This is a genomic window from Salinivibrio sp. EAGSL (genome assembly GCF_013366455.1).
GTDB lineage: Bacteria > Pseudomonadota > Gammaproteobacteria > Enterobacterales > Vibrionaceae > Salinivibrio > Salinivibrio costicola.
Map to the genome: position 1 here is coordinate 19766 of NZ_JABWMG010000025.1, position 21914 is coordinate 41679.

Consider the following 21914-nt stretch of genomic DNA (forward strand, 5'->3'; position numbering starts at 1 on the left):
TTAATGTTGGTGAATACTTACTTTTGGGTGACGTCAGCACCAAACCACTTGATCGAAATATCGGCTAACGTGCCGTCATCACGCATGTTGACGAGTGTTGTGTTCACCTCATCACGTAAGCGCTGGCCGCGGTCGTTGTCAACAAATGGCCAGGCGTTGGCAATGGTTTCAAAAGGCTGACCCGCTAATTGTAGAGGCAAGCCCGACTCTTTGATCAATTGTAGTGCGGAGAGGCGGTCCATAATAAACGCATCGGCACGGCCCAGGGCCACATCGTGCTCAATACCGGTTTCGTAGGTTTTGATATGGATATCATCGGACGCTGAATGATCGCGAAGGAGTTGCTCAAAGTTAGAGCCCAAGTTCACCGCGACCGTCTTATCTTTTAAATCTGCGACGGACTGAATCGTGTCATTGCCCTTACGAACCGTGATTTGCGCCCCATCGACGACATACGGGTTGGTAAACAAATATTTCGCTTGGCGCTCATCGGTGATAGTGATTTGGTTTGAAATCGTATCGATACGGCCAGTTTGTAAAAGCCCAAATAAGCCCGAGAAGTTAGCCGTTACATACTCGATATCGTAGTCATTACGCTGACCAATCTCATCCCAAAGGTCGACTTCAAACCCTTGTAGTTGGTCTTGTTTGACAAAGGTAAAAGGAAAGTATCGGCCAGACATGCCCACTTTGACGGTGTCTGATGCAAAAGCGGGGACTGAAATCACCATGCTCAGGCTGAGCAGGGCGTTGAGGATCCATTTAGTCATGAAAAACTCCGTAATAACCACATCAATATTGATAGGAAACGTAATATAGAGGGGCGAAGAGGGGACGAGAAATACCTTGTTGTTATGAGTAATAACGTATTAACAGGCGTGAGTCGGATCGATGCGGGACATGGCCTCGAATTCTCGGACTGGTCACGACGACCATGTGCGTAATGTTGTGAGTAAAAAGCGGGTAGGCTGTGGCGATCTCTGGGTTATCTGTGGGATCTATGTGCATAAGTCGGATCTTATTCACTGATTTCGGGATCTTGTGGGTAGCGATCTGGGCGCGACAGGAGTACCATTATGACCTTTTCCTTTTCGGTATAACTGCGTGGAGTCAAACGTGTCATCATCGCTTTGGTTGCAGTGTCTTGAACGGCTTCAAGATGATTTACCTGCAACAGAATTTAGTATGTGGGTACGGCCACTTCAAGCCGAACTCAATGACAATACGTTGACCCTGTTTGCCCCTAACCGTTTTGTGCTTGATTGGGTGCGGGATAAATATTTGCATCAGATTAATCAACTGCTGAATGAGTTTTGTGGTGTCGACGTGCCTATGCTGCGCTTTGAAGTGGGCAGTAAACCGGTTGCTGCTGCGCCGCAATCTGCGCCAGCTGGCCCGGCGTCAGCCCCTGCGCCTCAACAAGCGGCTCCTGCCCCCACTCGTGGACGCGTTTGGGAGCCGGCACCGTCACCGGTGCAATCGGATGTCAATCATCGCTCCAACGTGAATCCGAAACACAAGTTTAATAACTTTGTGGAAGGTAAATCGAACCAGCTTGCACTCGCGGCGGCACGGCAGGTCTCGGGAAACCCGGGAGCGGCATATAATCCGCTGTTTTTGTATGGTGGGACGGGGCTGGGTAAAACGCACTTGCTCCATGCGGTGGGGAACGCTATTTCCGATCGAAAGGCAGATGCTCGTGTGGTTTACATGCACTCTGAGCGGTTTGTGCAAGACATGGTCAAAGCACTGCAGAACAACGCCATCGAAGAGTTTAAGCGCTACTACCGCAGCGTGGATGCACTCTTGATCGATGATATTCAGTTTTTTGCCAATAAAGAGCGCTCACAAGAAGAGTTTTTTCATACCTTTAATGCCTTGCTTGAGGGGAATCAGCAGATCATTTTGACCTCCGATCGCTACCCAAAAGAAATCAATGGGGTTGAGGATCGCTTGAAATCACGCTTTGGTTGGGGCCTGACGGTTGCTATCGAACCGCCTGAATTGGAAACGCGTGTGGCGATCTTGATGAAAAAGGCAGAAGACCACGCGATTCGTTTGCCGGATGAAGTTGCCTTCTTTATTGCTAAGCGGTTGCGGTCGAATGTCCGTGAACTGGAAGGGGCGCTTAATCGTGTCATTGCCAACGCCAACTTTACCGGCCGCGCGATCACCATTGATTTCGTTCGGGAAGCGTTGCGCGATTTGTTGGCGCTACAAGAAAAGCTGGTCACTATCGATAATATTCAGAAAACCGTGGCAGAATATTATAAAATCAAGATGGCGGATTTGTTATCTAAGCGCCGGTCTCGCTCGGTTGCACGCCCTCGTCAAATGGCGATGGCCTTATCGAAAGAGCTGACCAACCACAGCTTGCCAGAAATTGGTGATGCCTTTGGCGGTCGTGACCATACAACCGTATTGCATGCATGCCGTAAAATTGAGCAACTGCGTGAAGAAAGTCACGATATTAAAGAAGATTACTCTAACCTGATTCGAACATTGTCGTCCTAATTATGAAATTTATTCTTACGCGTGAGCAGCTACTTCAACCGCTGCAACAAGTTTCTGGGGCTTTAGGTGGGCGCAGTACCTTACCGATCTTAAGCAATCTTCTGATTGAAGTCGCCGAGCAGCAACTTAAGCTCACCGCCACTGATATGGAGGTGGAGCTTAATGCAACGGCACCGTTGGAGGGAGAGCATCAAGATGGGGCGATAACGGTTCCCTCGCGTAAGTTCATGGATATTATCAAAGGCTTGAACAGTGAAGCCCGTATTACGGTTGCTCAAGAAGGTGATCGTGTCGTGGTGCGAGCGGGTCGAAGCCGGTTCACCTTGTCCACCTTGCCGGCTAGCGATTATCCCAACATCGATGATTGGCAAGCGGATGTAAGCCTGCAGCTGCCACAAAATAAACTGAATCACCTGATTGATGCGACTCAGTTTTCAATGGCAAACCAAGATGTGCGGTATTATCTCAATGGCTTGCTGTTCGAAACCGATGGACAAACGCTACGTACGGTAGGGACCGATGGTCACCGTATGGCAGTGTGCCACCTGACCATGGATGAAAGCGCGCCAGCGCAACAAGTGATTGTGCCGCGTAAAGGCGTCAGTGAGCTAGCGCGTTTGTTGGATGATAGTGAGAATCCGGTCAATATTCAGATTGGTGCCTCCAATATTCGTGCGGTAGTCGGCAACGTGACCTTTACTTCGAAGTTAGTCGATGGACGATTTCCTGACTATCGCCGAGTGCTGCCGCAATCGACGTCTCGGACACTTGAGGTTAATTGCGCGGAGCTCAAGCAAGCCTTGTCGTTAGCCGCGGTGCTGTCGAATGAGAAATTCCGTGGTGTTCGGATGAATATTGATGGCAGTGAGCTGCGTATCTCTGCCAATAACCCCGAGCAAGAAGAAGCCGAAGAATTTTTGGAAGTGAATTATCAAGGCGAGGCCATCGAGATTGGTTTTAACGTCAGTTATGTTTTAGATGTGCTCAACGTTTTGCGCTGTAACACTGTCCGTTTTTCAATGACAGACGCGGTCGGCAGTACTTTGATTGAGGACTGTGATCGCGATGATGCCATGTATGTCGTGATGCCCATTCGCCTCTAGATTATGGCGATCACTCGACTGGTCATTCATGACTTCAGAAATATTGAAGCCTGCGATATCGAACTGTCGTCAGGCTTTAACTTTTTAATTGGCCCCAATGGTAGTGGAAAAACCAGTGTCTTGGAGGCGATTCATTTTCTTGGCCACGGGCGCTCATTTCGCAGCGCACTGAACAGCCGTGTGATCCGTCATCAACAACCGAGCTTAACGGTCCATGGCCGGGTGAAAACGCAAGATGGGATCTTGCTTCCGGTCGGCATTCAAAAGCGCCGAGACGGCAGTGCCGATGTTAAAATAGGCCAAGAAAAAGGGCAAAAGCTGGTGGCACTGGCCAAAGTCTTGCCCTTGCAGCTGATTACCCCTGAAGGGTTTGAGCTATTAACAGATGGTCCTAAATTTCGCCGTGCGTATATTGACTGGGGGGTGTTTCATTCCCAACCCGGTTTTTTTGAAGCGTGGACGCGGGTCAAGCGGCTCACCAAACAACGGAACGCCGCGCTTAAAACTGCGCGCAATTACCGTGATATACAAGTGTGGGATGCAGAACTTGCTAGCTTGGCCGAGCAAATTAGTGTTTGGCGACAAGCTTATGTTAATGCTGTGGCCGAGCGCGCAACGGCGTTATGCCAGGCATTTTTACCCGAGTTCTCGATTCAGTTTCGGTTCTCCCAAGGCTGGGAGCGCGGTGCAGATTACCAGGCTTTGTTGGCGACTAACTTCGAACGCGATCAGCAAATGGGCTACACGGTGTCTGGACCACACAAAGCCGATTTACGCATCAAGGTGGCCGGTACCCCGGTCGATGATGTGCTCTCTCGAGGGCAACTAAAATTGATGGTTTGTGCGCTTCGGCTTGCACAAGGACAGCTATATAGCGAAGAGCAAGGCATCGCCTGTATTTACCTGATCGATGACTTTGCCTCAGAATTAGACAGCCGCCGCCGGGCACTGCTCGCCAGTGAATTGACCCGGATCGGGGCGCAGGTTTTTGTCAGCGCCATTAGTGCCGATCAAGTCGCGGAAATTTGCGACGAAAATAGTAAGATGTTTCATGTGGAACATGGCAAAATTAACGCAGGATAAATAAGCGAGAGTAACTCAATGTCCAACGAATACGATTCATCGAGTATCAAGGTACTGAAGGGCTTGGATGCCGTCCGTAAGCGTCCGGGAATGTATATCGGCGACACCGACGACGGTACCGGCCTACACCATATGGTGTTTGAGGTGGTCGATAACTCGATCGATGAAGCACTGGCCGGACATTGTAACGATATCGTGACCACCATTCACGAAGACGGCTCTGTGTCGGTCCGCGACGACGGTCGTGGTATCCCTGTCGATATTCACGAAGAAGAGGGTGTTTCAGCTGCCCAAGTTATCATGACCGTGCTGCACGCCGGGGGTAAATTTGATGATAACTCGTATAAAGTGTCGGGCGGCCTACACGGTGTCGGTGTCTCTGTGGTTAACGCACTGTCAGAAAAGCTTGAATTGACAATTTGGCGTAACGGTTATGCCCACCAACTCAATTTTTCTCATGGTGAGCCACTGGGGCCCTTGGTTCAACTGGGCGAAACCGATCAAACCGGTACCCGCATTCGTTTTTGGCCGAGTGAAGAAACCTTCACGGATATTCACTTCAACTACGAGATCCTCGCCAAGCGCTTACGTGAATTGTCTTTCCTTAACTCGGGTGTGTCGATTAGATTGATTGACGAGCGCGAGGAAGACAAATCGGATCACTTTAAATATGAAGGCGGTATCCGTGCGTTCGTTGAGCATTTGAATAAAAAGAAAACCGCGATTCATCCATCGGTGTTCCATTTTGAACATATGCGTGATGATGGCGTTAGCGTCGAAGTCTCAATGCAGTGGAATGATGGTTACCAAGAGAACATCTACTGTTTTACCAACAATATTCCTCAGCGCGACGGTGGTACGCATTTGGCTGGGTTCCGCGGTGCACTGACGCGAACCTTAAACAGCTTTATGGACAAAGAAGGCTACTCGAAAAAAGCTAAAGCAGCGACGTCTGGCGATGATGCCCGTGAAGGTTTGACGGCGGTGGTATCGGTCAAAGTCCCTGATCCTAAGTTTTCGAGCCAAACCAAAGACAAACTGGTGTCATCGGAAGTGAAATCGGCGGTTGAGTCGGCGATGAGCAGCCACTTGTCTGACTTTTTAATTGAACATCCAGCCGATGCCAAAGTGGTGTGCTCCAAGATTATTGATGCCGCACGTGCACGTGATGCAGCGCGTAAAGCGCGTGAAATGACACGTCGTAAAGGGGCACTGGACTTAGCTGGCTTGCCTGGTAAATTGGCCGACTGCCAAGAAAAAGATCCCGCCCTGTCTGAGCTCTACATTGTGGAGGGTGACTCAGCCGGTGGCTCAGCGAAACAAGGGCGTAATCGCAAAAACCAAGCGATATTGCCGCTTAAAGGTAAGATCTTAAACGTGGAAAAAGCCCGTTTTGATAAGATGTTATCGTCGCAAGAAGTGGCGACCTTGATCACCGCCATGGGCTGTGGGATTGGTCGCGAAGAGTACAACCCCGATAAGTTACGCTATCACAGCATCATTATCATGACGGATGCTGACGTTGATGGCTCGCACATTCGTACCTTGTTATTAACCTTCTTCTATCGCCAAATGCCTGAGTTGATTGAGCGTGGTTATATTTATATCGCTCAGCCACCCCTTTATAAAGTGAAGAAGGGTAAGCAAGAGCAGTACATCAAAGACGATGAAGCGATGGAGCAATATCAGGTCGCGCTGGCACTGGAAAATGCCTCATTATTTGTGAACCCTGATGCGCCAGCGATGCACGGTGAATCGCTTGAAAAGCTGGTCAAAGAGTACAATGGTGTGCTTAAACTGATTCAGCGTATGAAGCGTCGTTATCCCGCGGCATTGCTGAATGAGCTACTGTACCAACCGCGTTTAGCGGTCGAGGAACTTCGTGACGAATGGGCCGCGAAGAAGTGGGTTGAGAACATTGTCGACATCCTTAATCGCAAATCGACCGGTGAAAGCCACTATCAAGCGTCTTGTCGCTTTGATGAAGAGCATCAAGTTTGGGTGCCTGAGCTGGTGGTGCGAACCCATGGCGTTGATTATAAGTACCAGGTCAGCTATGACTTCCTGAATTCGAAAGAATATGGGCGTATTGCGAGCTTATCGGAAACACTCGATCAGCTACTTGACGAGGGGGCTTACGTGAAGCGTGGGGAACGGACCCAAAAAGTGGAGACCTTTGAGCAGGCGCTAAACTGGCTGGTTAAAGAATCCATGCGTGGTGTCTCGCGTCAGCGTTATAAAGGTTTGGGTGAGATGAACCCTGATCAACTTTGGGAGACCACCATGGACCCTGAAGGGCGCCGTATGATGCAGGTAACTATCCACGATGCGGTTGCGGCCGATGAGCTGTTTACCACCTTGATGGGTGATCAAGTTGAGCCTCGTCGGGCCTTTATTGAAAACAACGCGCTGAAAGTGGAAAACCTCGACGTGTAAACCACTGATCCGTTATTTGTCTCTATTAAGGCCAGCAGTATTGCTGGCCTTTTTTGATATTTATATATATGCAACATAATGCGCAAGGTATGACTGATTACATACAGAAAAAAAATTTAAAATCAGCCATTGAAATCAATCGGCGCAACCCTATATAGAGTAATGAGGCGATGCCATTGGGTCGCCGGGGGCTTGTCCGAAACGGAAAGCCGTTAGTTGAATTTTATTGCTTCATAGGAAGGGTAAGATTATGCGTAATTTTGATTTCTCTCCACTCTATCGTACTGCGATTGGCTTTGACCGTTTGTTCGACTTGGTCGAGAACAGTAACACTAATAATGCGGGTGGGTTCCCTCCTTACAACATTGAGCAAAGTAAGGAGAACCAATACCGTATCACGATGGCCGTTGCTGGATTCGGGCAAGATGAAGTCGATATCACTCAGCAAAAAAATAGCCTGACGGTCGCCGGCAAAAAAGCCGAACGAAACCAGAACACTAAGTTCTTATACCAGGGCATTGCTGAACGAGACTTCGAACGCAAGTTCCACCTCGACGATCATATTAAAGTGATGGGGGCGGAAATGGAAAACGGCATGCTGCATATTGATCTGGTTCGTGAGGTGCCTGAAGAAGAAAAACCTCGCCGTATCGAAATAGGCGGTAACCGCATGCTAGAAAACGCAGAATAAGCGCGGCAGCGACATGAAGGTTTAGCGGCGCAGCGACTCTAAGCAATAAGTTAATCGTAACGAAGAGGGCAGCTAACGCTGCCCTTCATTTATGCATGTTGGTTGCTTTCAGTCTGCTTATCATTGCAGGAACCTGGCTTGTCGATGATAACGATGGATGACGTGCCAGATTGTTACGTTGGTTCGAACTAAGCCTGAGCCAATGTTTCACGTGAAACAGTGTTAGCCCTCTTGGTAGGCACGGATGACTTCTTCGCCAATAATCTCTATGCCTCGTTGCATGGTATCGTCGTCTTGGACGTAGTTCATGCGAATACATTGTCTCGCATGAGGCCAATCCTCGCTTTCCACACCAATAAAGAAATATTCGCCTGGCACCACCAATACACCACGGGCTTTTAGTCGCTGGTACAGTGTTTGGGTAGAAATGGGTAAGTCTTCAAACCACAGCCACAAAAAGATGGCCCCCTCGGGTTTATGCACGCGAACACGCTCATCATTAATAGTGTCCAACACCATACGAAGTGTGCGCTGTGATTTTTGTTGGTAGAAGGGGCGAACGACCTCTTTGCTTAATCGCAACAAGTCACCTCGTTCAATCATCGCCAGCGCCATTGCCGGTCCGACACTGTTTGGCGATAGGCTAACGATGCCGTTGATATTTGACATGGCTTGGATGACATCTTCGTTGGCGATCACGATCCCGCAACGCACCCCGGGTAACCCTAGCTTGCTGAGGCTAGAGCAAAGAATAGTATTGTCGTTCCAAAACGGGGCAACATCTTCAAAGATAATATCAGGGAACGGCGTACCGTAGGCGTTATCGATAATCAATGGAATGTTATGCTCGCGCGCGAGTTTATCAAGCTGCTGGATCTCGCTATCAGTGAGCACATTACCGGTTGGGTTGGTCGGCCGAGAGGCACAGATAGCACCAATGCTGTCATCAATGGTTAAGCGACTAAAGTCGACATGATATTTAAACTGTCGATTATCCATTAACTCAATGTCAGGTTGGTAGCTAACAAAGATATCGTCGCTGATCCCTGCATCGCCATAGCCAATATATTCAGGCGCCAAGGGTAGTAAAATCTTTTTATGGCTGCCGTCTGAATAACGTCCCGCTAAAAGGTTAAACAGATAAAAGAACGCACTTTGACTACCGTTGGTGAGCATGATGTTTTTACTGGAAAGCTGCCACCCATAGGTCTTATTGAGAAGCTCGGCGAGGGCATTCAGTAATGCCGACTTACCTTGTGGGCCATCATAGTTGGCCATGGCATGGACGAGGCTACCATCATCCAGCATCGATTGGCTCAGTGTTTTGAAGTAATCGAGCATTTCCGGTATCGCAGCGGGGTTACCGCCACCGAGCATAATCGCATCTGGATTACGTAAGCCATCATTCAAATCGTCCATTAACTGGGTGATACCCGAGTGGTTAGCGAGTTTCTCGCCAAAGTGAGTGACTTCCATGATTACTGCCTTCAAATATTTATGTCATTGTTTTGGTTAAGCTGCCATCAACATACAACAATTGTTTGTGAAAAAGAAAGCGTTGTGAGGCTGTTATCGAACGCTCTTTAAGTCCGGTGGTTGACAGGGTTGTTACGTTATCAGTACAGCGTTGATATGCCACTATCTGGGAAGGTTAGGTTGAGAGTAAAACGAAGAAGTAAGTACACTGATGCGAAGCATTCATCGTGGTTATAGGCCTAGTGTTTCACGTGAAACATAACCAGGATTAGCATAAAAAACCCCGCTAGTGCGGGGTTTGATAACGCCTTCGATGGGTCTATTTTTGCAGTACCGAGATATCTGCCACGTTGAGGAACTGCTCACGGATAAGGTGAAGCATCGCTAAACGGTTGGCCTTCAGTGCTGGGTCATCGGCCATGACCATCACATTATCAAAGAAGGTATCAACCGGTGTGCGCAATTGCGCCAGTTCGGTCAACGCGCCTTGATAATCGCTGTCAGCAAACAAAGGCTTAACCGCAGCGACTTTTTCTGCCACTACATCCGCCAGTGCTTTTTCAGCGTCTTCTTGTAGTAAGCTGCTATCGACTGTGCTGGGCAGCTCGCCGTCGTACTTCGCAAGGATATTGCCAACACGTTTGTTGGCGGCGGCCAAGGCTTCTGCTTCGTCCAAGCTACGGAAATGAGAAACGGCTTTCACACGGCTATCGAAATCGGCAGGCTTGGTTGGACGGCGCGCTAATACCGCTTGGATAATATCGACGCTATAGCCCATATCTTGATACCAGCTGCGGAAACGACCTAGCATAAAGTCTAAGACCTCGGTCTCTACTTCTTTATGGGTGAGGCGATCATCGTATTGGGCTTTGGCGTCGCGAATGAGGTCGACTAAATCCAGCTGATAGCCGTTTTCAACGATAATACGTAGCACACCGAGAGCAGCACGGCGTAGGGCGAATGGATCACTCCCTTTTGGTGCTTGGCCAATACCAAAGATACCGACGATGGTATCCATTTTGTCGGCCATTGCAACGGCTGACGATACTGGCGTCGTAGGTAGCTTATCACCGGCAAAGCGCGGCCAATATTGCTCGTTCAGTGCCAGCGCAACCGCTTCTGGTTCACCATCATGACGTGCGTAGTGCATGCCCATCACGCCTTGCGTTTCGGTAAACTCAAACACCATTGAGGTCATTAAGTCACACTTTGCCAGTTGGCCAGCGCGCTCGGTGTGTGCTTTATCGGCACCGATACGCTCTGCAATCTGTCCTGCAAGTGCAGTAATGCGGTCGGTTTTATCTTTAATGGTACCTAATTGTTTTTGGAATACCGCGCTATCAAGCTCTGGCAGGCGATCAATCAATGGGCGTTTGCGATCAGTATCAAAGAAGAACTCCGCGTCCGCGAGGCGAGGGCGTACGACTTTTTCGTTCCCTGAGATAACCTGTGTCGGATCTTTCGATTCAATGTTAGAAACAAAGATAAACTTAGGCAGTAGCTCGCCGTTGGCGTCATACACTGGAAAGTACTTTTGATCGCCTTTCATGGTGTACACCAGCGCTTCAGACGGTACTTTGAGATATTTGTTCTCGAAAGAGGCGGTCAGTACTACCGGCCATTCTACCAATGAGGTGACTTCTTCGACCAAGTCTTCATCCAGCTCAGCCATTCCGCCCACTGCGTCCGCGGCCGCTTTGGCATCTTTAATAATCAATGCCTTACGCTTTTCATAATCCGCCATCACTTTGCCTTCCCGCTCGAGACGCTCAGGGTAGTGATCGGCGTGAGCCAGGGTTAAATTCGGCTCACCCATGAAGCGGTGACCACGAATAACACGGTCGGACGCCACGCCCAAAATCGTGCCTTCAATTAAGGTTTCGCCGTATAGCATTACCAAGGTTTTCACCGGGCGGATAAACTGGGTGTCTTTATCACCCCAGCGCATGGGTTTAGGAATAGGCAACTTGTTTAGCGCGTTATCGGCTAGCACGGGCAGCAAAGCGTCAATGGCTTGGCCAGGAACGTGTTGACGATAAAGCAGCCACTCACCTTTATCGGTTTTTAAGCGTTCAGCTTCGCTGACATCAATACCATTACCGCGCGCCCAACCCATGGCGGCTTTGGTGGGATTGCCGTCGGCGTCAAAAGCAGCGCTGACCGCGGGTCCGCGTTTTTCTACGACCTTATCGGGTTGGCGATCGCTCAAAGCGGCCACTTTTAACGCCAGCCGGCGAGGCGATGCATACCAAGTAACACCTTGGTGGCTCAGGTCAGCGTCTTTTAGTTGCGCTTCAAACTGACTCGCGAAGGCTTCAGCCAGTGTGCGCAATGCTGTCGGTGGTAGCTCTTCCGTACCTAGCTCTATCAGGAAATTTTGCGTTGCCATGATGCTCCCTTATTGAGTGTGGCGGCACATGGGGAAGCCCAGTGCTTCGCGTGATGCATAGTACGCCTCAGCAACCCGCTTAGTCAGGGTACGAATGCGTAAAATATAGCGTTGGCGTTCAGTCACTGAGATGGCTTTTCGCGCATCCAGTAGGTTAAACGCATGACCAGCCTTTAGGATCTGCTCATAAGCAGGCAAGGGGAGCGGCTGCTCGAGATCCAAGAGCTTGGTACTTTCGGCTTCGCACTGATCAAAGTAGCGGAACAGAAAGTCAACATCAGCATGTTCAAAGTTGTAGGTCGACTGCTCCACCTCGTTTTGATGGAAAATATCGCCGTAGGTCACTTTGCCAAACGGACCATCAGTCCAGATTAAGTCATAGACAGAGTCGACTTCTTGGATGTACATGGCCAAGCGCTCGATACCATAAGTGATTTCGCCGGTAACGGGTTTGCATTCCAGACCACCGACTTGCTGGAAGTAGGTAAACTGGGTAATTTCCATTCCGTTAAGCCACACTTCCCAGCCTAAACCCCACGCACCCAGTGTTGGGTTTTCCCAGTTATCTTCGACAAAGCGAATATCGTGAACTTCGGGATCTATACCTAACACACGCAGAGAGCCTAGATAGAGCTCCTGAATATTGTCGGGTGATGGTTTGAGAATTGTTTGAAATTGATAATAGTGCTGCAAACGGTTTGGGTTCTCACCATAACGACCATCGGTTGGACGACGAGAAGGTTGAACGTAAGCCGCTGCGATCGGTTCTGGTCCAAGGGCACGCAAGCATGTCATCGGGTGGGAGGTTCCCGCCCCCACTTCCATGTCTAGCGGCTGAACAATGGTACAGCCTTGCTGGGCCCAATAATCCTGCAGCGCGAGGATCATACCCTGAAAGGTTTTGATATCGAATTTATGCATTGTCAGGTTCGCGCGAGTTGATGAATGGAGAAAATAGCTGGCAATTATAACTCGCAGCGCACTCAAGCAGTAGGGGGCTGGCGGATTTTTGTGCGTCTTTAACCGACTTATCGATACAGCGGTAATATGGATGAATAGACGTTGCCAAATGATTGTTCAAATCGTAAACTAGCGCCGTCTTGGGGAGTAGTCGACCACTGCACAGTCAGTGGGGCAATCATCAACATAGTTGAAGCAAAATCTTCATGGTGATTGCAAGCCCACCTTTATGGTGCTCTGGGCTTGACGAGACCAACGACAATCGCACGAACCGGGGTGGGGCGTGTGTGTTGTCGTGGTTGAATCATAATAAGCCCTGCCCCAGATGAGCATTGTCATGAGCGTTCTTGCTATTTCTATTTCCACCGTCACCTTGGCGGAAATAGGGGATAAAACCCAGTTACTATCTTTGGCGTTGGCGACCCGGTTTCGAAAACCCGCGGTGATTGTCAGTGCCATACTATTAGCCACTTTGGTTAACCATGCAATAGCCGCATGGCTTGGTGTGGTGGCCGCAGACGTTCTAACAGACACCGTTTTACACGTCATTTTGATTATCAGTTTTAGTGTGATGGCGGTTTGGATGCTGATCCCAGATAAGCTTGAGGATGAAGGCATACAGGGAAAGAGTGCATTTTGGGCCAGTTTTACCGCCTTTTTTGTCGCTGAAATAGGGGATAAAACCCAATTGGCGACCACGGCACTGGGGGCACAGTTTAATGATGCACTGTGGGTTGTGGTGATTGGTTCTACCATTGGGATGCTGTTAGCCAATGTTCCCGTGGTTTTAGCCGGCGATAAGATTCAGCGCCATGTGCCGTTTGCGGTGGTACGCGCGCTTGCCGCGGCCATGTTTGCGGCATTGGCTGTACTCGATACCTGGTATCTACTGAGTTAACGCAGGACAATGATGAATTGGTATAAGGGTTGGCATTATGCCAGCCCTTTTTGATCAAAATTGAAACGGCACGGTCTCTGTTTGGGCAGCGACCAGGGTATGGTCCATAAAGCGACAAAAACTCGGAATATCTCGTGTCGTAGAGGGATCATCAGCGGTGATAAGCAAGGTCTGACCGTCATCCATATGGCGGATACGCTTACGTACCATCATTACAGGTTCAGGGCAGCGCAACCCTAAAGCATCAAGCTGATGATCAGCATGGTTAAAAAGCGTCGTCATGTCGGTGTCCTCAAAAAATGTCGACCTGATCATACTTACGAGTCAGAATTATTCAAATAGGGTTGTGATTGTAAAATTATTGTGTAAATTAATTAACAAGTCGTTAACGAATGGCGAGTGGCATGAGAAAAGTAAACGAGCAACAATTTGGTTTTACTTATGGCTACCGTGTATTGGCTTATACAGGATTGAGCGCCCTTGCTTTTTTAGACTTAGCGCATAGTCAGGGTCACGCTCTATTAACGACTTTAGCATTGCTGGTGTCTGCGCTGGGGTTGTTGATGGAAACATTGACCGTTCAGCCAACAGATTCTTCGCAAGGCTAGCTAACTCACTCAACAGCGACACTCACTCTCACTCCCTAGTTTTCTTGGGCTTCCCCGCTTTCAGAGCGGGATTTTTTTTGCCTGTTATTCAGAGAAAACCAGTAACGGAAACGAGGCCAATATCTCGCTGAGTATTGACCTTGTGTCATATGATGAATCTTGCGTTTATGGTTAGTCTTGCTTGGTGATATCAATCACCACGCGGCCTTTTATTTCGCCATTGATGATTTTATCGGCGTACGCTGGCGTCTGGGCCAGGGCGATAGTGTGGCACGCTTGTTCAAAGTAGCGTGCGGGTAACAGCTTGGTGAGTGACTGCCATGCGGCGAGCCGTTGTGGTCTCGGGCAAGAGACAGAGTCCACTCCTTGCAAGCGTACATTCCGCAAAATAAATGGCATGACGGTGGCAGGGAGGTCAAAGCCACCGGCAAGGCCACATGCAGCGACCGTACCACCATACTGAATTTGTGACAGCACGTTGGCGAGCATTTGACTGCCGACGGTATCAACTGCACCAGCCCAGTGTTGTTTATCAAGCGGGCGCCCAGGGGCGCTAAATGCGTCGCGCGGTAAAACGTCATCGGCACCAAGCTGTTCAAGCCAGGTTTGGTTTGCGTCTAGGCGGCCAGTGACAGCACTGACGCGATAACCGAGAGCATGTAATAAGGTGACGGCGACAGAGCCTACGCCACCACTGGCGCCCGTGACTAATACTTTGCCGTCTTCTGGCTTAACGCCGCCATCAATTAAGGCTTGTACGCATAACATGGCAGTCAACCCAGCGGTGCCGACCATCATGGCTTGTTGTTCAGTCAGCCCTTCGGCTAAGGGGACTAACCAATCACCGTTAACGCGCGCTTTCTCAGCCATGCCACCCCAGTGGCCTTCACCGACGCCCCAGCCGGTCAGCACCACTTTATCTCCAGGTTGATAGTCTGGGTGCTGGCTGTCTGCAACCGTGCCAGCAAAATCAATACCTGGCACCATCGGAAATTGGCGCACAATTTTCCCTTTGCCGGTAATGGCGAGGCCATCTTTGTAATTGAGTGAACTATAGTCAATATCGACGGTAACATTGCCGTCAGGGAGATCACTCTCTGCTAAGGCGGTGATATTGGCGAGGGTTTGTTTTTCGTGTTGTTCGAGGACAAGCGCGTTAAACATGGCATTCTCCCGGTTGGAATAAGTGAGCGGCCATACTAGGCCGAGCGAATAATCGACCACTTGCGTTATATCAATCACTATGCGATTGAACGCCGTTAGACGCAACCCAAAAAAAAGAGCGGTAAACACCGCTCTTTTATCGTCACGAAGAAGGCATTACACGCGTTCGAACACGGTGGCAATCCCTTGACCCAAACCAATACACATGGTTGCCAACCCTAAGGTGGCATCTTGACGCTCCATTTGATGCAACAAGGTGGTCGAGATGCGTGCACCTGAACAGCCTAATGGGTGACCCAAGGCAATGGCGCCGCCATTGAGATTGACCTTTTCATCGACTTTATCCATCAGGCCGAGATCTTTGACGCAAGGTAGTGATTGCGCGGCAAATGCTTCGTTCAGCTCCACAAGATCAATATCATCGATACTCAATCCAGCGCGTTTCAGTGCTTTTTGGGTGGCTGGCACTGGGCCATAACCCATAATTGATGGATCACAGCCGGCAACGCTCATCGCACGAATGCGTGCTCGAATAGGGAGCCCGAGTGATTTGGCTTTTTCTTCGCTCATCACTAGCATTGCTGATGCGCCATCTGATAGCGCCGATGAAGTACCCGCCGTCACTGTGCCCGTAACAGGGTCAAAGGCGGGGCGCAGGTTGGCCAAGCTTTCAACCGTGGTTTCTGGACGAATCACCTCATCATCTTCAACCAGAGTCAGTAGACCGTTGGCATCATGGCCTTCGATAGGGGCTATCTCTTGTCTAAAACGCCCTTCTACCGTGGCTGCGTGAGCACGCGCATGAGAGCGAGCAGCAAACTCGTCTTGCATTTGGCGGCTAATACCATGCATACGACCAAGCATTTCTGCAGTAAGCCCCATCATGCCTGCTGCTTTTGCAACCGATTTAGACAAACCAGGATGGAAGTCGACACCATGGTTCATCGGCACGTGTCCCATATGCTCCACGCCCCCAATCATGAAGGTGTCACCATCGCCAACCATGATTGCACGCGCTGCATCGTGTAGCGCTTGCATCGACGAACCACACAGGCGGTTGACGGTGGTAGCACCAACGGAGTGTGGGATCCCCGCTAATAAAGCGGCATTACGCGCAATATTAAAGCCTTGTTCTAGCGTTTGCTGGACACAGCCCCAATAAATATCTTCAATTGCGCTGCTTTCGACTGCTGGGTTGCGAGTCAGTAAGGATTTCATCAAGTGCGCCGATAAGTCCTCCGCGCGTACATTGCGAAATACACCGCCTTTAGAGCGGCCCATTGGTGTACGAATACAGTCAACGATCACTACATTGTTCATTGTTCTCTCCTTAACCTTAGGCTGATTGCGGTGCGTTGACCGGGGTCACATCAAAGTAAGCCTGTTTGTCGCCCGCACGACGTTTCATATCCGTTGGGACATGATACAAGGCGCCAAGATCAGAGAATTTGTCTGCCATTGCGACATAGTGATCAACACCCAGAGTATCAACATAACGGAAAGCACCACCGCGGAATGGCGGAAAACCAATGCCATAGACCAAGGCGATATCTGCTTCAGCAGGAGAGGCGATAATGTTTTCTTCGAGACAACGTGCCACTTCATTGACCATCGGCACCATCATACGAGCAATTATATCTTCATCACTGATATCTGACTGATTCCCCTCGATCACGGAGGCAAGTAACCCAGGTACGGCCTCATCAGCTTCTTTTTTCGGCTTCCCTTTTTTATCGATAGAGTAGCGATAGAAACCCTTGCCGTTCTTTTGACCGAAACGCTCGGCGTCGAACATCACATCAATCGCATCACGACCAGATTTACTCATGCGATCAGGAAAGCCTTCTGCCATCACCGCTTGCGCGTGGTGCGCGGTATCGATACCAACCACGTCGAGTAAGTAGGCAGGGCCCATTGGCCAGCCAAATTGCTTCTCCATAATCTTATCGATGCGTTGGAAATCCACACCGTCACGAAGAAGAAGGCTAAAGGCATGGAAATAGGGGAAGAGTACGCGGTTGACGAAAAACCCGGGACAGTCATTGACAACAACCGGTGATTTGCCCATTTTCGCTGCATAGGCAACCACACGGGCAATGGTTTCATCGGAGGTCTTTTCGCCTCGGATCACCTCGACCAACGGCATGCGGTGGACGGGGTTAAAGAAATGCATGCCACAGAAGTTTTCTGGGCGCGCCATTGACTTGGCCAACGTATTGATAGGAATGGTGGAGGTATTCGATGCAATTACCGCATCCGCACTCACTTGCTCTTCTACCTCTTTGAGAACACTGGCTTTGATTTTAGGGTTCTCTACCACAGCCTCAACAACTACATCGCTATGTTCAATGCCGGCATAGTGTAGACTTGGGGTGATTGACGACAGCACTTGGCCCATTTTAAAGCCATCGATACGACCGCGTTCGAGTTGCTTATTGAGTAGCTTGGTGGCCTCCTTCATGCCCAAATCTAGCGATGCTTGTGCAATGTCTTTCATCATCACAGGCACGCCTTTTAGGGCCGATTGGTAGGCGATGCCGCCGCCCATAATACCTGCACCTAGAACGGCACCACGCTGGGTATCTTTCCCTTGTTTAGCGGCTTTTTTCGCCTTGCCTTTGATCACTTGATCATTGAGGAAAATCCCGACTAAGGCTTGAGCAACGTCGGTTTTTGCCAGTTTGACGAAATAGCGATTTTCGACCTTGAGTGCCTCATCGCGTGTCATGCCGGCCGCCTCTTCAATGGCCGTCACGGCAGTCATTGGCGCTGGATAGTGCTTACCGGCTACCTGAGCCACCATGCCTTTAGCCATGGTAAAACTCATGGCGGCTTCTGTGCGGTTTAGCCCCAATGGTTGTTTTTTCTGCTGACGACGGCCTTGCCAATCAATTTTTTCATTGATGGCTTGAGTGAGCATACTGATTGCCGCGTCACGAAGGTTATCTACTTCAACGACGGCATCCACTAATCCTTCTTTGAGCGCTGCCGCGGCGCGTTTTTCTTTACCTGCAGTGATAATTTCCATCGCCGTATCGGCACCCACTAAACGCGGTAAGCGCACAGTGCCACCAAACCCAGGCATAATACCCAGTTTGGTTTCGGGGAGACCAATCCGTGCGTCAGAGCTTGCAACACGTAAATCGGTAGAAAGAATACACTCGCAGCCGCCCCCTAAGGCATGGCCGTTGACGGCGCTGATCGTCGGATAGGGGAGGTCTTCTAAACGATTGAAGATTGCGTTCGCGCGCGAAACCCAATCAGAGAGCTCTTGGTCGGGCTTGGCAAATAAACCGAGAAACTCGGTGATATCGGCGCCGACAATAAAGGCCGACTTTGCAGATGTGAGCATGAGCCCCTTTACATCTTCTCGGCCTGCTAAGGCGTCGAGGGCTCGGTCTAAGCTTTCTAGCGTCGACAGATCCAGTTTGTTGACAGAACCCTGGCTGTCCAGTGTCAGTTCTACAATGCCGTTTTCCAATGCACGAACTGAAAGGTTATCTCCTTGGTAGATCATGGTTTTTCTCCACGTTGGCCGTACCATCCTGGTTGAATACTGTTCTGGTTAGACCAGATGAGCTCTAGTGTGGATCATTGTTATAATAAATGACAACCAAAAGTTAAACGAATGTTTAAAATATGTGGTGTGGATTGTTTTTGCTGCGTGGGCGTCCCTGTAGAAGAAGCGGAGATATGATAAAGTGCAAGGTAGAAACTCAAGGATTATATCATTATGCCGATCACGCCTTATGCGGTTCCTGCAGAGACTGTCAGGCACGAGCTTGAAATAAAAAAGAGCCGATTTATCACCTATCTTGCTCACACACCGGGTGAGGCAGACGCGAAGCAGTTTATTCAATCTTTACGCAACGCTTACCCTGATGCGCGCCATCATTGTTGGGCCTTCGTCGCGGGAAGACCCGAATCATCGGTACAATGGGGCTGTGGTGACGATGGCGAGCCCGCAGGAACCGCAGGTAAACCAATGCTTGCGCAACTGTCGGGCGCAAAGGTCGGAGAGGTCTGTGCGGTGGTTGTCCGTTATTTCGGTGGGATCAAACTGGGTACCGGGGGCTTAGTGAAAGCATACGGTACCAGTGTGCAACAAGCGCTAAGCTTATTAACAACGCGTGAGGTTGCTGTCACGGTTCCTTACACAATAAGCTGTGAATATGCTCACATTGATACTATCGAGGCGCTACTAAAGCAGTACCATGGCATTCAGCTTGATGCAGCGTTCAGTCATAATGTGCAGCTAGCTGTCCGTATTGATGCGCGATTCATCGAAGGTTTTCTTGATGCGCTAAAAAATCAAACTCGTGGGCAGGCACAAGCTTGCTCGACAGAACATCAATAATTAACGTCAGGCATTTAGCCTGCTTTACGTGTAACGATGAGACGGCAGTAAAAGGCTGTCGCTGATAAGAGGGCCACGTCAGGCTATGCAATTTCGTTCCATTACCCGCATCGTCGGACTTCTACTGGCCCTGTTCAGCATTACCATGCTCGCCCCTGCGCTGGTGGCTTTTATTTACCGTGACGGTGCTGGGCTCCCGTTTGTATTGACATTTTTCTTACTGCTTGCGGGGGGGGGACTGCTTTGGTTTCCAAACCGTGATTACCGGCATGAACTCAAAGCGCGCGATGGCTTTTTAATTGTCGTGCTGTTCTGGACGGTGATCGGCAGCGCAGGCTCTGTGCCGCTGATGTTGTCGGAACAGCCTGATTTATCGGTCAGTGAGGCGTTTTTTGAGTCCTTTTCGGGGTTAACGACGACAGGGGCGACCGTGATTGTTGGTCTGGATGAGTTGCCCAAGGCCATTTTATTTTATCGCCAGCTGCTTCAATGGCTGGGCGGAATGGGGATTATCGTCTTAGCGGTGGCGATTCTTCCCGTACTCGGCATCGGGGGCATGCAGCTTTATCGTGCAGAGATCCCAGGGCCGGTCAAAGATACCAAAATGACGCCTAGGATAGCCGAAACCGCGAAAGTCCTTTGGTACATTTATCTGACACTGACGGTCAGCTGCGCGTTAGCCTATTGGTTGGCCGGTATGTCAGCGTTTGATGCGATTGGGCATAGCTTTTCAACCGTTGCAATTGGCGGTTTTTCAACCCATGACGCAAGTATCGGTCACTTTGACAGTACGGCCGTAAACCTGATCACCGTGGTCTTTTTGTTAATATCAGCGTGTAACTTTTCGCTGCACTTTGCGGCGTTTGCTAATAACGGGCTTAATCTAAAGTTTTACTTACGTGATCCCGAATTTCGCGCGTTTTTACTTATTCAATTCCTACTATGGCTGGTCGTCTTCACCATGCTTAGTGGCCATCAAGTCTATGACAGTTCCACTGAAACTTTTACTCAAGCATTATTTCAGTCGGTATCTATTTCAACCACCGCAGGCTATACCACGACGACATTTGCTCATTGGCCGCTGTTTTTACCTGTTCTCTTGTTATTCACTTCCTTTATCGGCGGGTGTGCAGGCTCAACAGGTGGGGGGATGAAAGTCATTCGTATCTTATTGCTTTCACTACAAGGTACGCGCGAGCTTAAGCGCTTAGTCCATCCCCGTGCAGTGTATACGATTAAGGTGGGCAACAAAGCCTTACGTCAACAAGTCGTCGACGCGGTATGGGGATTTTTCTCCGCCTATGCGTTGGTCTTTGTGATCTGTATGCTTGCGTTAATTGCAACCGGCATCGAAGAGCTGACCGCTTTTTCGGCTGTGGCGGCCACACTCAATAATCTCGGCCCAGGCTTGGGCGAAGTGGCTGCTCACTTTGGTGATATTAATGACACAGCGAAATGGGTACTGATCCTGGCGATGCTGTTTGGTCGTTTAGAGATATTCACATTACTGGTTTTATTTACCCCCACTTTTTGGCGTAGCTAAACAGGGGAAGGAGAAGCAATGAGCAACGCAACGCAGAAAGTGCTGCTGTTACACTCAAGTCGGGAAGGGCAAACTAAGAAGATTCTACATTATATAGAGAGTCAGCTTGGAGAACGTGCGCAGTGTGACGTGAGCGATCTCCATCAAGTGCCAACACTCGATCTTACCCAATATGATCGGGTGTTAATCGGAGCATCGATTCGTTATGGCCACTTCAATAAAAAGCTCTATCAATTTATCGATACGCACAGCGAACAGCTAAACCGAGTGAAAGCGGGCTTTTTTAGTGTCAATTTAACCGCGCGTAAACCTGGTAAAGATACCGCAGAAACGAGCGCCTATAGTCGTAAGTTTCTAGAAAAGTCGCCATGGACGCCTCAGTTGCATGGCGTGTTCGCCGGAGCCCTCTACTACCCGCGCTATAAATGGTTCGATCGTATGATGATTCGCTTGATTATGCATATTACCGGCGGCGAGACGGATACGAGTAAGGAAGTGGAATATACCGATTGGCAAAAAGTGAAAGCATTTACTGATCAATTTGCTCAGTTTTAGCCCATAGCGCTGATTATTTGACCGAACGGCGGCTTTTTGCAAAAAAAGTCGCTTTTCCCTCTTGCTAAGGCGATCAACTTCTCTATAATGCGCCTCCATCGACACGGCACGTAGGGCAAGCGCTCAGCGCCATGTTG

Annotated in this window: 18 protein-coding genes and 1 riboswitch; of the genes, 10 read left to right on the top strand and 8 right to left on the bottom strand. The window is 49.6% G+C overall.

Annotated features, from left to right (window positions below):
• Positions 1–17 precede the first annotated feature (17 nt).
• The gene (locus HLG76_RS13600) at positions 18–770 is read right to left on the bottom strand and encodes an amino acid ABC transporter substrate-binding protein (protein ID WP_175993852.1); all 753 of its coding nucleotides are present in this window, start codon (positions 768–770) and stop codon (positions 18–20) included.
• A gap of 346 nt (positions 771–1116) precedes the next feature.
• Here HLG76_RS13600 and dnaA point away from each other — a divergent pair, with 346 nt between their 5' ends.
• From dnaA to HLG76_RS13625, 5 genes are all read left to right on the top strand, one after another.
• A complete protein-coding gene (gene dnaA / locus HLG76_RS13605; protein ID WP_025744542.1) occupies positions 1117–2514 on the top strand; it encodes a chromosomal replication initiator protein DnaA in 1398 nt (465 codons plus the stop codon).
• 2 nt (positions 2515–2516) lie between these two features.
• Positions 2517–3617 carry a DNA polymerase III subunit beta gene (gene dnaN / locus HLG76_RS13610; RefSeq protein ID WP_025744543.1) on the top strand — a complete coding sequence of 367 codons (1101 nt, stop codon included), beginning with the start codon at positions 2517–2519 and terminating at the stop codon, positions 3615–3617.
• A gap of 3 nt (positions 3618–3620) precedes the next feature.
• A complete protein-coding gene (gene recF, locus HLG76_RS13615) occupies positions 3621–4700 on the top strand; it encodes a DNA replication/repair protein RecF (RefSeq protein ID WP_077773711.1) in 1080 nt (359 codons plus the stop codon).
• 18 nt (positions 4701–4718) lie between these two features.
• Entirely contained in the window at positions 4719–7136 is a 2418-nt protein-coding gene (gyrB, locus tag HLG76_RS13620; protein ID WP_077461796.1) for a DNA topoisomerase (ATP-hydrolyzing) subunit B, read from the top strand.
• Positions 7137–7386: 250 nt separating this feature from the next.
• The gene (locus HLG76_RS13625) at positions 7387–7827 is read left to right on the top strand and encodes an Hsp20 family protein (RefSeq protein WP_025744545.1); all 441 of its coding nucleotides are present in this window, start codon (positions 7387–7389) and stop codon (positions 7825–7827) included.
• Between the two features lie 222 nt (positions 7828–8049).
• On the opposite strand, the gene HLG76_RS13630 is transcribed toward HLG76_RS13625, so the two are convergent.
• From HLG76_RS13630 to glyQ, 3 genes are all read right to left on the bottom strand, one after another.
• Positions 8050–9303: a valine--pyruvate transaminase gene (locus tag HLG76_RS13630; protein WP_077461797.1), complete on the bottom strand. Its 1254-nt coding sequence runs from the start codon at positions 9301–9303 to the stop codon at positions 8050–8052.
• 319 nt (positions 9304–9622) lie between these two features.
• Positions 9623–11692 (bottom strand): glycine--tRNA ligase subunit beta, encoded by a 2070-nt coding sequence (gene glyS, locus HLG76_RS13635; RefSeq protein ID WP_077669499.1) that lies wholly within the window; start codon positions 11690–11692, stop codon positions 9623–9625.
• A 9-nt stretch (positions 11693–11701) separates the two neighbouring features.
• A complete protein-coding gene (glyQ, locus tag HLG76_RS13640) occupies positions 11702–12613 on the bottom strand; it encodes a glycine--tRNA ligase subunit alpha (RefSeq protein WP_025673809.1) in 912 nt (303 codons plus the stop codon).
• 174 nt (positions 12614–12787) lie between these two features.
• Positions 12788–12897: riboswitch (yybP-ykoY riboswitch) on the top strand.
• Positions 12898–12989: 92 nt separating this feature from the next.
• Between glyQ and HLG76_RS13645 the strand changes: the two genes are divergently transcribed.
• A complete protein-coding gene (locus tag HLG76_RS13645; protein ID WP_025744547.1) occupies positions 12990–13550 on the top strand; it encodes a TMEM165/GDT1 family protein in 561 nt (186 codons plus the stop codon).
• A 54-nt stretch (positions 13551–13604) separates the two neighbouring features.
• On the opposite strand, the gene tusA is transcribed toward HLG76_RS13645, so the two are convergent.
• On the bottom strand, positions 13605–13832 hold the full coding sequence (tusA, locus tag HLG76_RS13650) for a sulfurtransferase TusA (RefSeq protein ID WP_037367705.1): 228 nt from the start codon (positions 13830–13832) through the stop codon (positions 13605–13607).
• Between the two features lie 122 nt (positions 13833–13954).
• Between tusA and HLG76_RS13655 the strand changes: the two genes are divergently transcribed.
• Entirely contained in the window at positions 13955–14158 is a 204-nt protein-coding gene (locus HLG76_RS13655; protein ID WP_025744548.1) for a hypothetical protein, read from the top strand.
• A gap of 171 nt (positions 14159–14329) precedes the next feature.
• Here the strand turns inward: HLG76_RS13655 and HLG76_RS13660 are convergent, their stop codons facing one another.
• From HLG76_RS13660 to fadB, 3 genes are all read right to left on the bottom strand, one after another.
• The gene (locus HLG76_RS13660; RefSeq protein WP_077461801.1) at positions 14330–15322 is read right to left on the bottom strand and encodes an MDR family oxidoreductase; all 993 of its coding nucleotides are present in this window, start codon (positions 15320–15322) and stop codon (positions 14330–14332) included.
• A gap of 156 nt (positions 15323–15478) precedes the next feature.
• Positions 15479–16642 (bottom strand): acetyl-CoA C-acyltransferase FadA, encoded by a 1164-nt coding sequence (gene fadA, locus HLG76_RS13665; RefSeq protein WP_077576840.1) that lies wholly within the window; start codon positions 16640–16642, stop codon positions 15479–15481.
• Between the two features lie 16 nt (positions 16643–16658).
• Entirely contained in the window at positions 16659–18839 is a 2181-nt protein-coding gene (gene fadB / locus HLG76_RS13670; RefSeq protein WP_077576839.1) for a fatty acid oxidation complex subunit alpha FadB, read from the bottom strand.
• 216 nt (positions 18840–19055) lie between these two features.
• On the opposite strand from fadB, the gene HLG76_RS13675 reads away from it, so the two are divergent.
• From HLG76_RS13675 to hemG, 3 genes are all read left to right on the top strand, one after another.
• Positions 19056–19679: a YigZ family protein gene (locus HLG76_RS13675; protein WP_025744921.1), complete on the top strand. Its 624-nt coding sequence runs from the start codon at positions 19056–19058 to the stop codon at positions 19677–19679.
• A gap of 85 nt (positions 19680–19764) precedes the next feature.
• On the top strand, positions 19765–21222 hold the full coding sequence (locus tag HLG76_RS13680) for a TrkH family potassium uptake protein (RefSeq protein WP_175993853.1): 1458 nt from the start codon (positions 19765–19767) through the stop codon (positions 21220–21222).
• 18 nt (positions 21223–21240) lie between these two features.
• Positions 21241–21777 carry a menaquinone-dependent protoporphyrinogen IX dehydrogenase gene (gene hemG, locus HLG76_RS13685; protein WP_025744923.1) on the top strand — a complete coding sequence of 179 codons (537 nt, stop codon included), beginning with the start codon at positions 21241–21243 and terminating at the stop codon, positions 21775–21777.
• The last annotated feature ends 137 nt before the right edge of the window (positions 21778–21914 follow it).

Bases quoted from the DNA above. Each gene is read 5' to 3' on its own strand.
- HLG76_RS13630 (WP_077461797.1), bottom strand. From the start codon at position 9,303: ATGGAAGTCACTCACTTTGGCGAGAAACTCGCTAACCACTCGGGTATC.
- fadB (WP_077576839.1), bottom strand. From the start codon at position 18,839: ATGATCTACCAAGGAGATAACCTTTCAGTTCGTGCATTGGAAAACGGC.
- HLG76_RS13600 (WP_175993852.1), bottom strand. From the start codon at position 770: ATGACTAAATGGATCCTCAACGCCCTGCTCAGCCTGAGCATGGTGATT.
- HLG76_RS13655 (WP_025744548.1), top strand. From the start codon at position 13,955: ATGAGAAAAGTAAACGAGCAACAATTTGGTTTTACTTATGGCTACCGT.
- glyQ (WP_025673809.1), bottom strand. From the start codon at position 12,613: ATGCATAAATTCGATATCAAAACCTTTCAGGGTATGATCCTCGCGCTG.
- HLG76_RS13675 (WP_025744921.1), top strand. From the start codon at position 19,056: ATGCCGATCACGCCTTATGCGGTTCCTGCAGAGACTGTCAGGCACGAG.
- gyrB (WP_077461796.1), top strand. From the start codon at position 4,719: ATGTCCAACGAATACGATTCATCGAGTATCAAGGTACTGAAGGGCTTG.
- dnaN (WP_025744543.1), top strand. From the start codon at position 2,517: ATGAAATTTATTCTTACGCGTGAGCAGCTACTTCAACCGCTGCAACAA.
- HLG76_RS13680 (WP_175993853.1), top strand. From the start codon at position 19,765: ATGCAATTTCGTTCCATTACCCGCATCGTCGGACTTCTACTGGCCCTG.
- HLG76_RS13625 (WP_025744545.1), top strand. From the start codon at position 7,387: ATGCGTAATTTTGATTTCTCTCCACTCTATCGTACTGCGATTGGCTTT.
- glyS (WP_077669499.1), bottom strand. From the start codon at position 11,692: ATGGCAACGCAAAATTTCCTGATAGAGCTAGGTACGGAAGAGCTACCA.
- fadA (WP_077576840.1), bottom strand. From the start codon at position 16,642: ATGAACAATGTAGTGATCGTTGACTGTATTCGTACACCAATGGGCCGC.
- hemG (WP_025744923.1), top strand. From the start codon at position 21,241: ATGAGCAACGCAACGCAGAAAGTGCTGCTGTTACACTCAAGTCGGGAA.
- tusA (WP_037367705.1), bottom strand. From the start codon at position 13,832: ATGACGACGCTTTTTAACCATGCTGATCATCAGCTTGATGCTTTAGGG.
- HLG76_RS13645 (WP_025744547.1), top strand. From the start codon at position 12,990: ATGAGCGTTCTTGCTATTTCTATTTCCACCGTCACCTTGGCGGAAATA.
- HLG76_RS13660 (WP_077461801.1), bottom strand. From the start codon at position 15,322: ATGTTTAACGCGCTTGTCCTCGAACAACACGAAAAACAAACCCTCGCC.
- recF (WP_077773711.1), top strand. From the start codon at position 3,621: ATGGCGATCACTCGACTGGTCATTCATGACTTCAGAAATATTGAAGCC.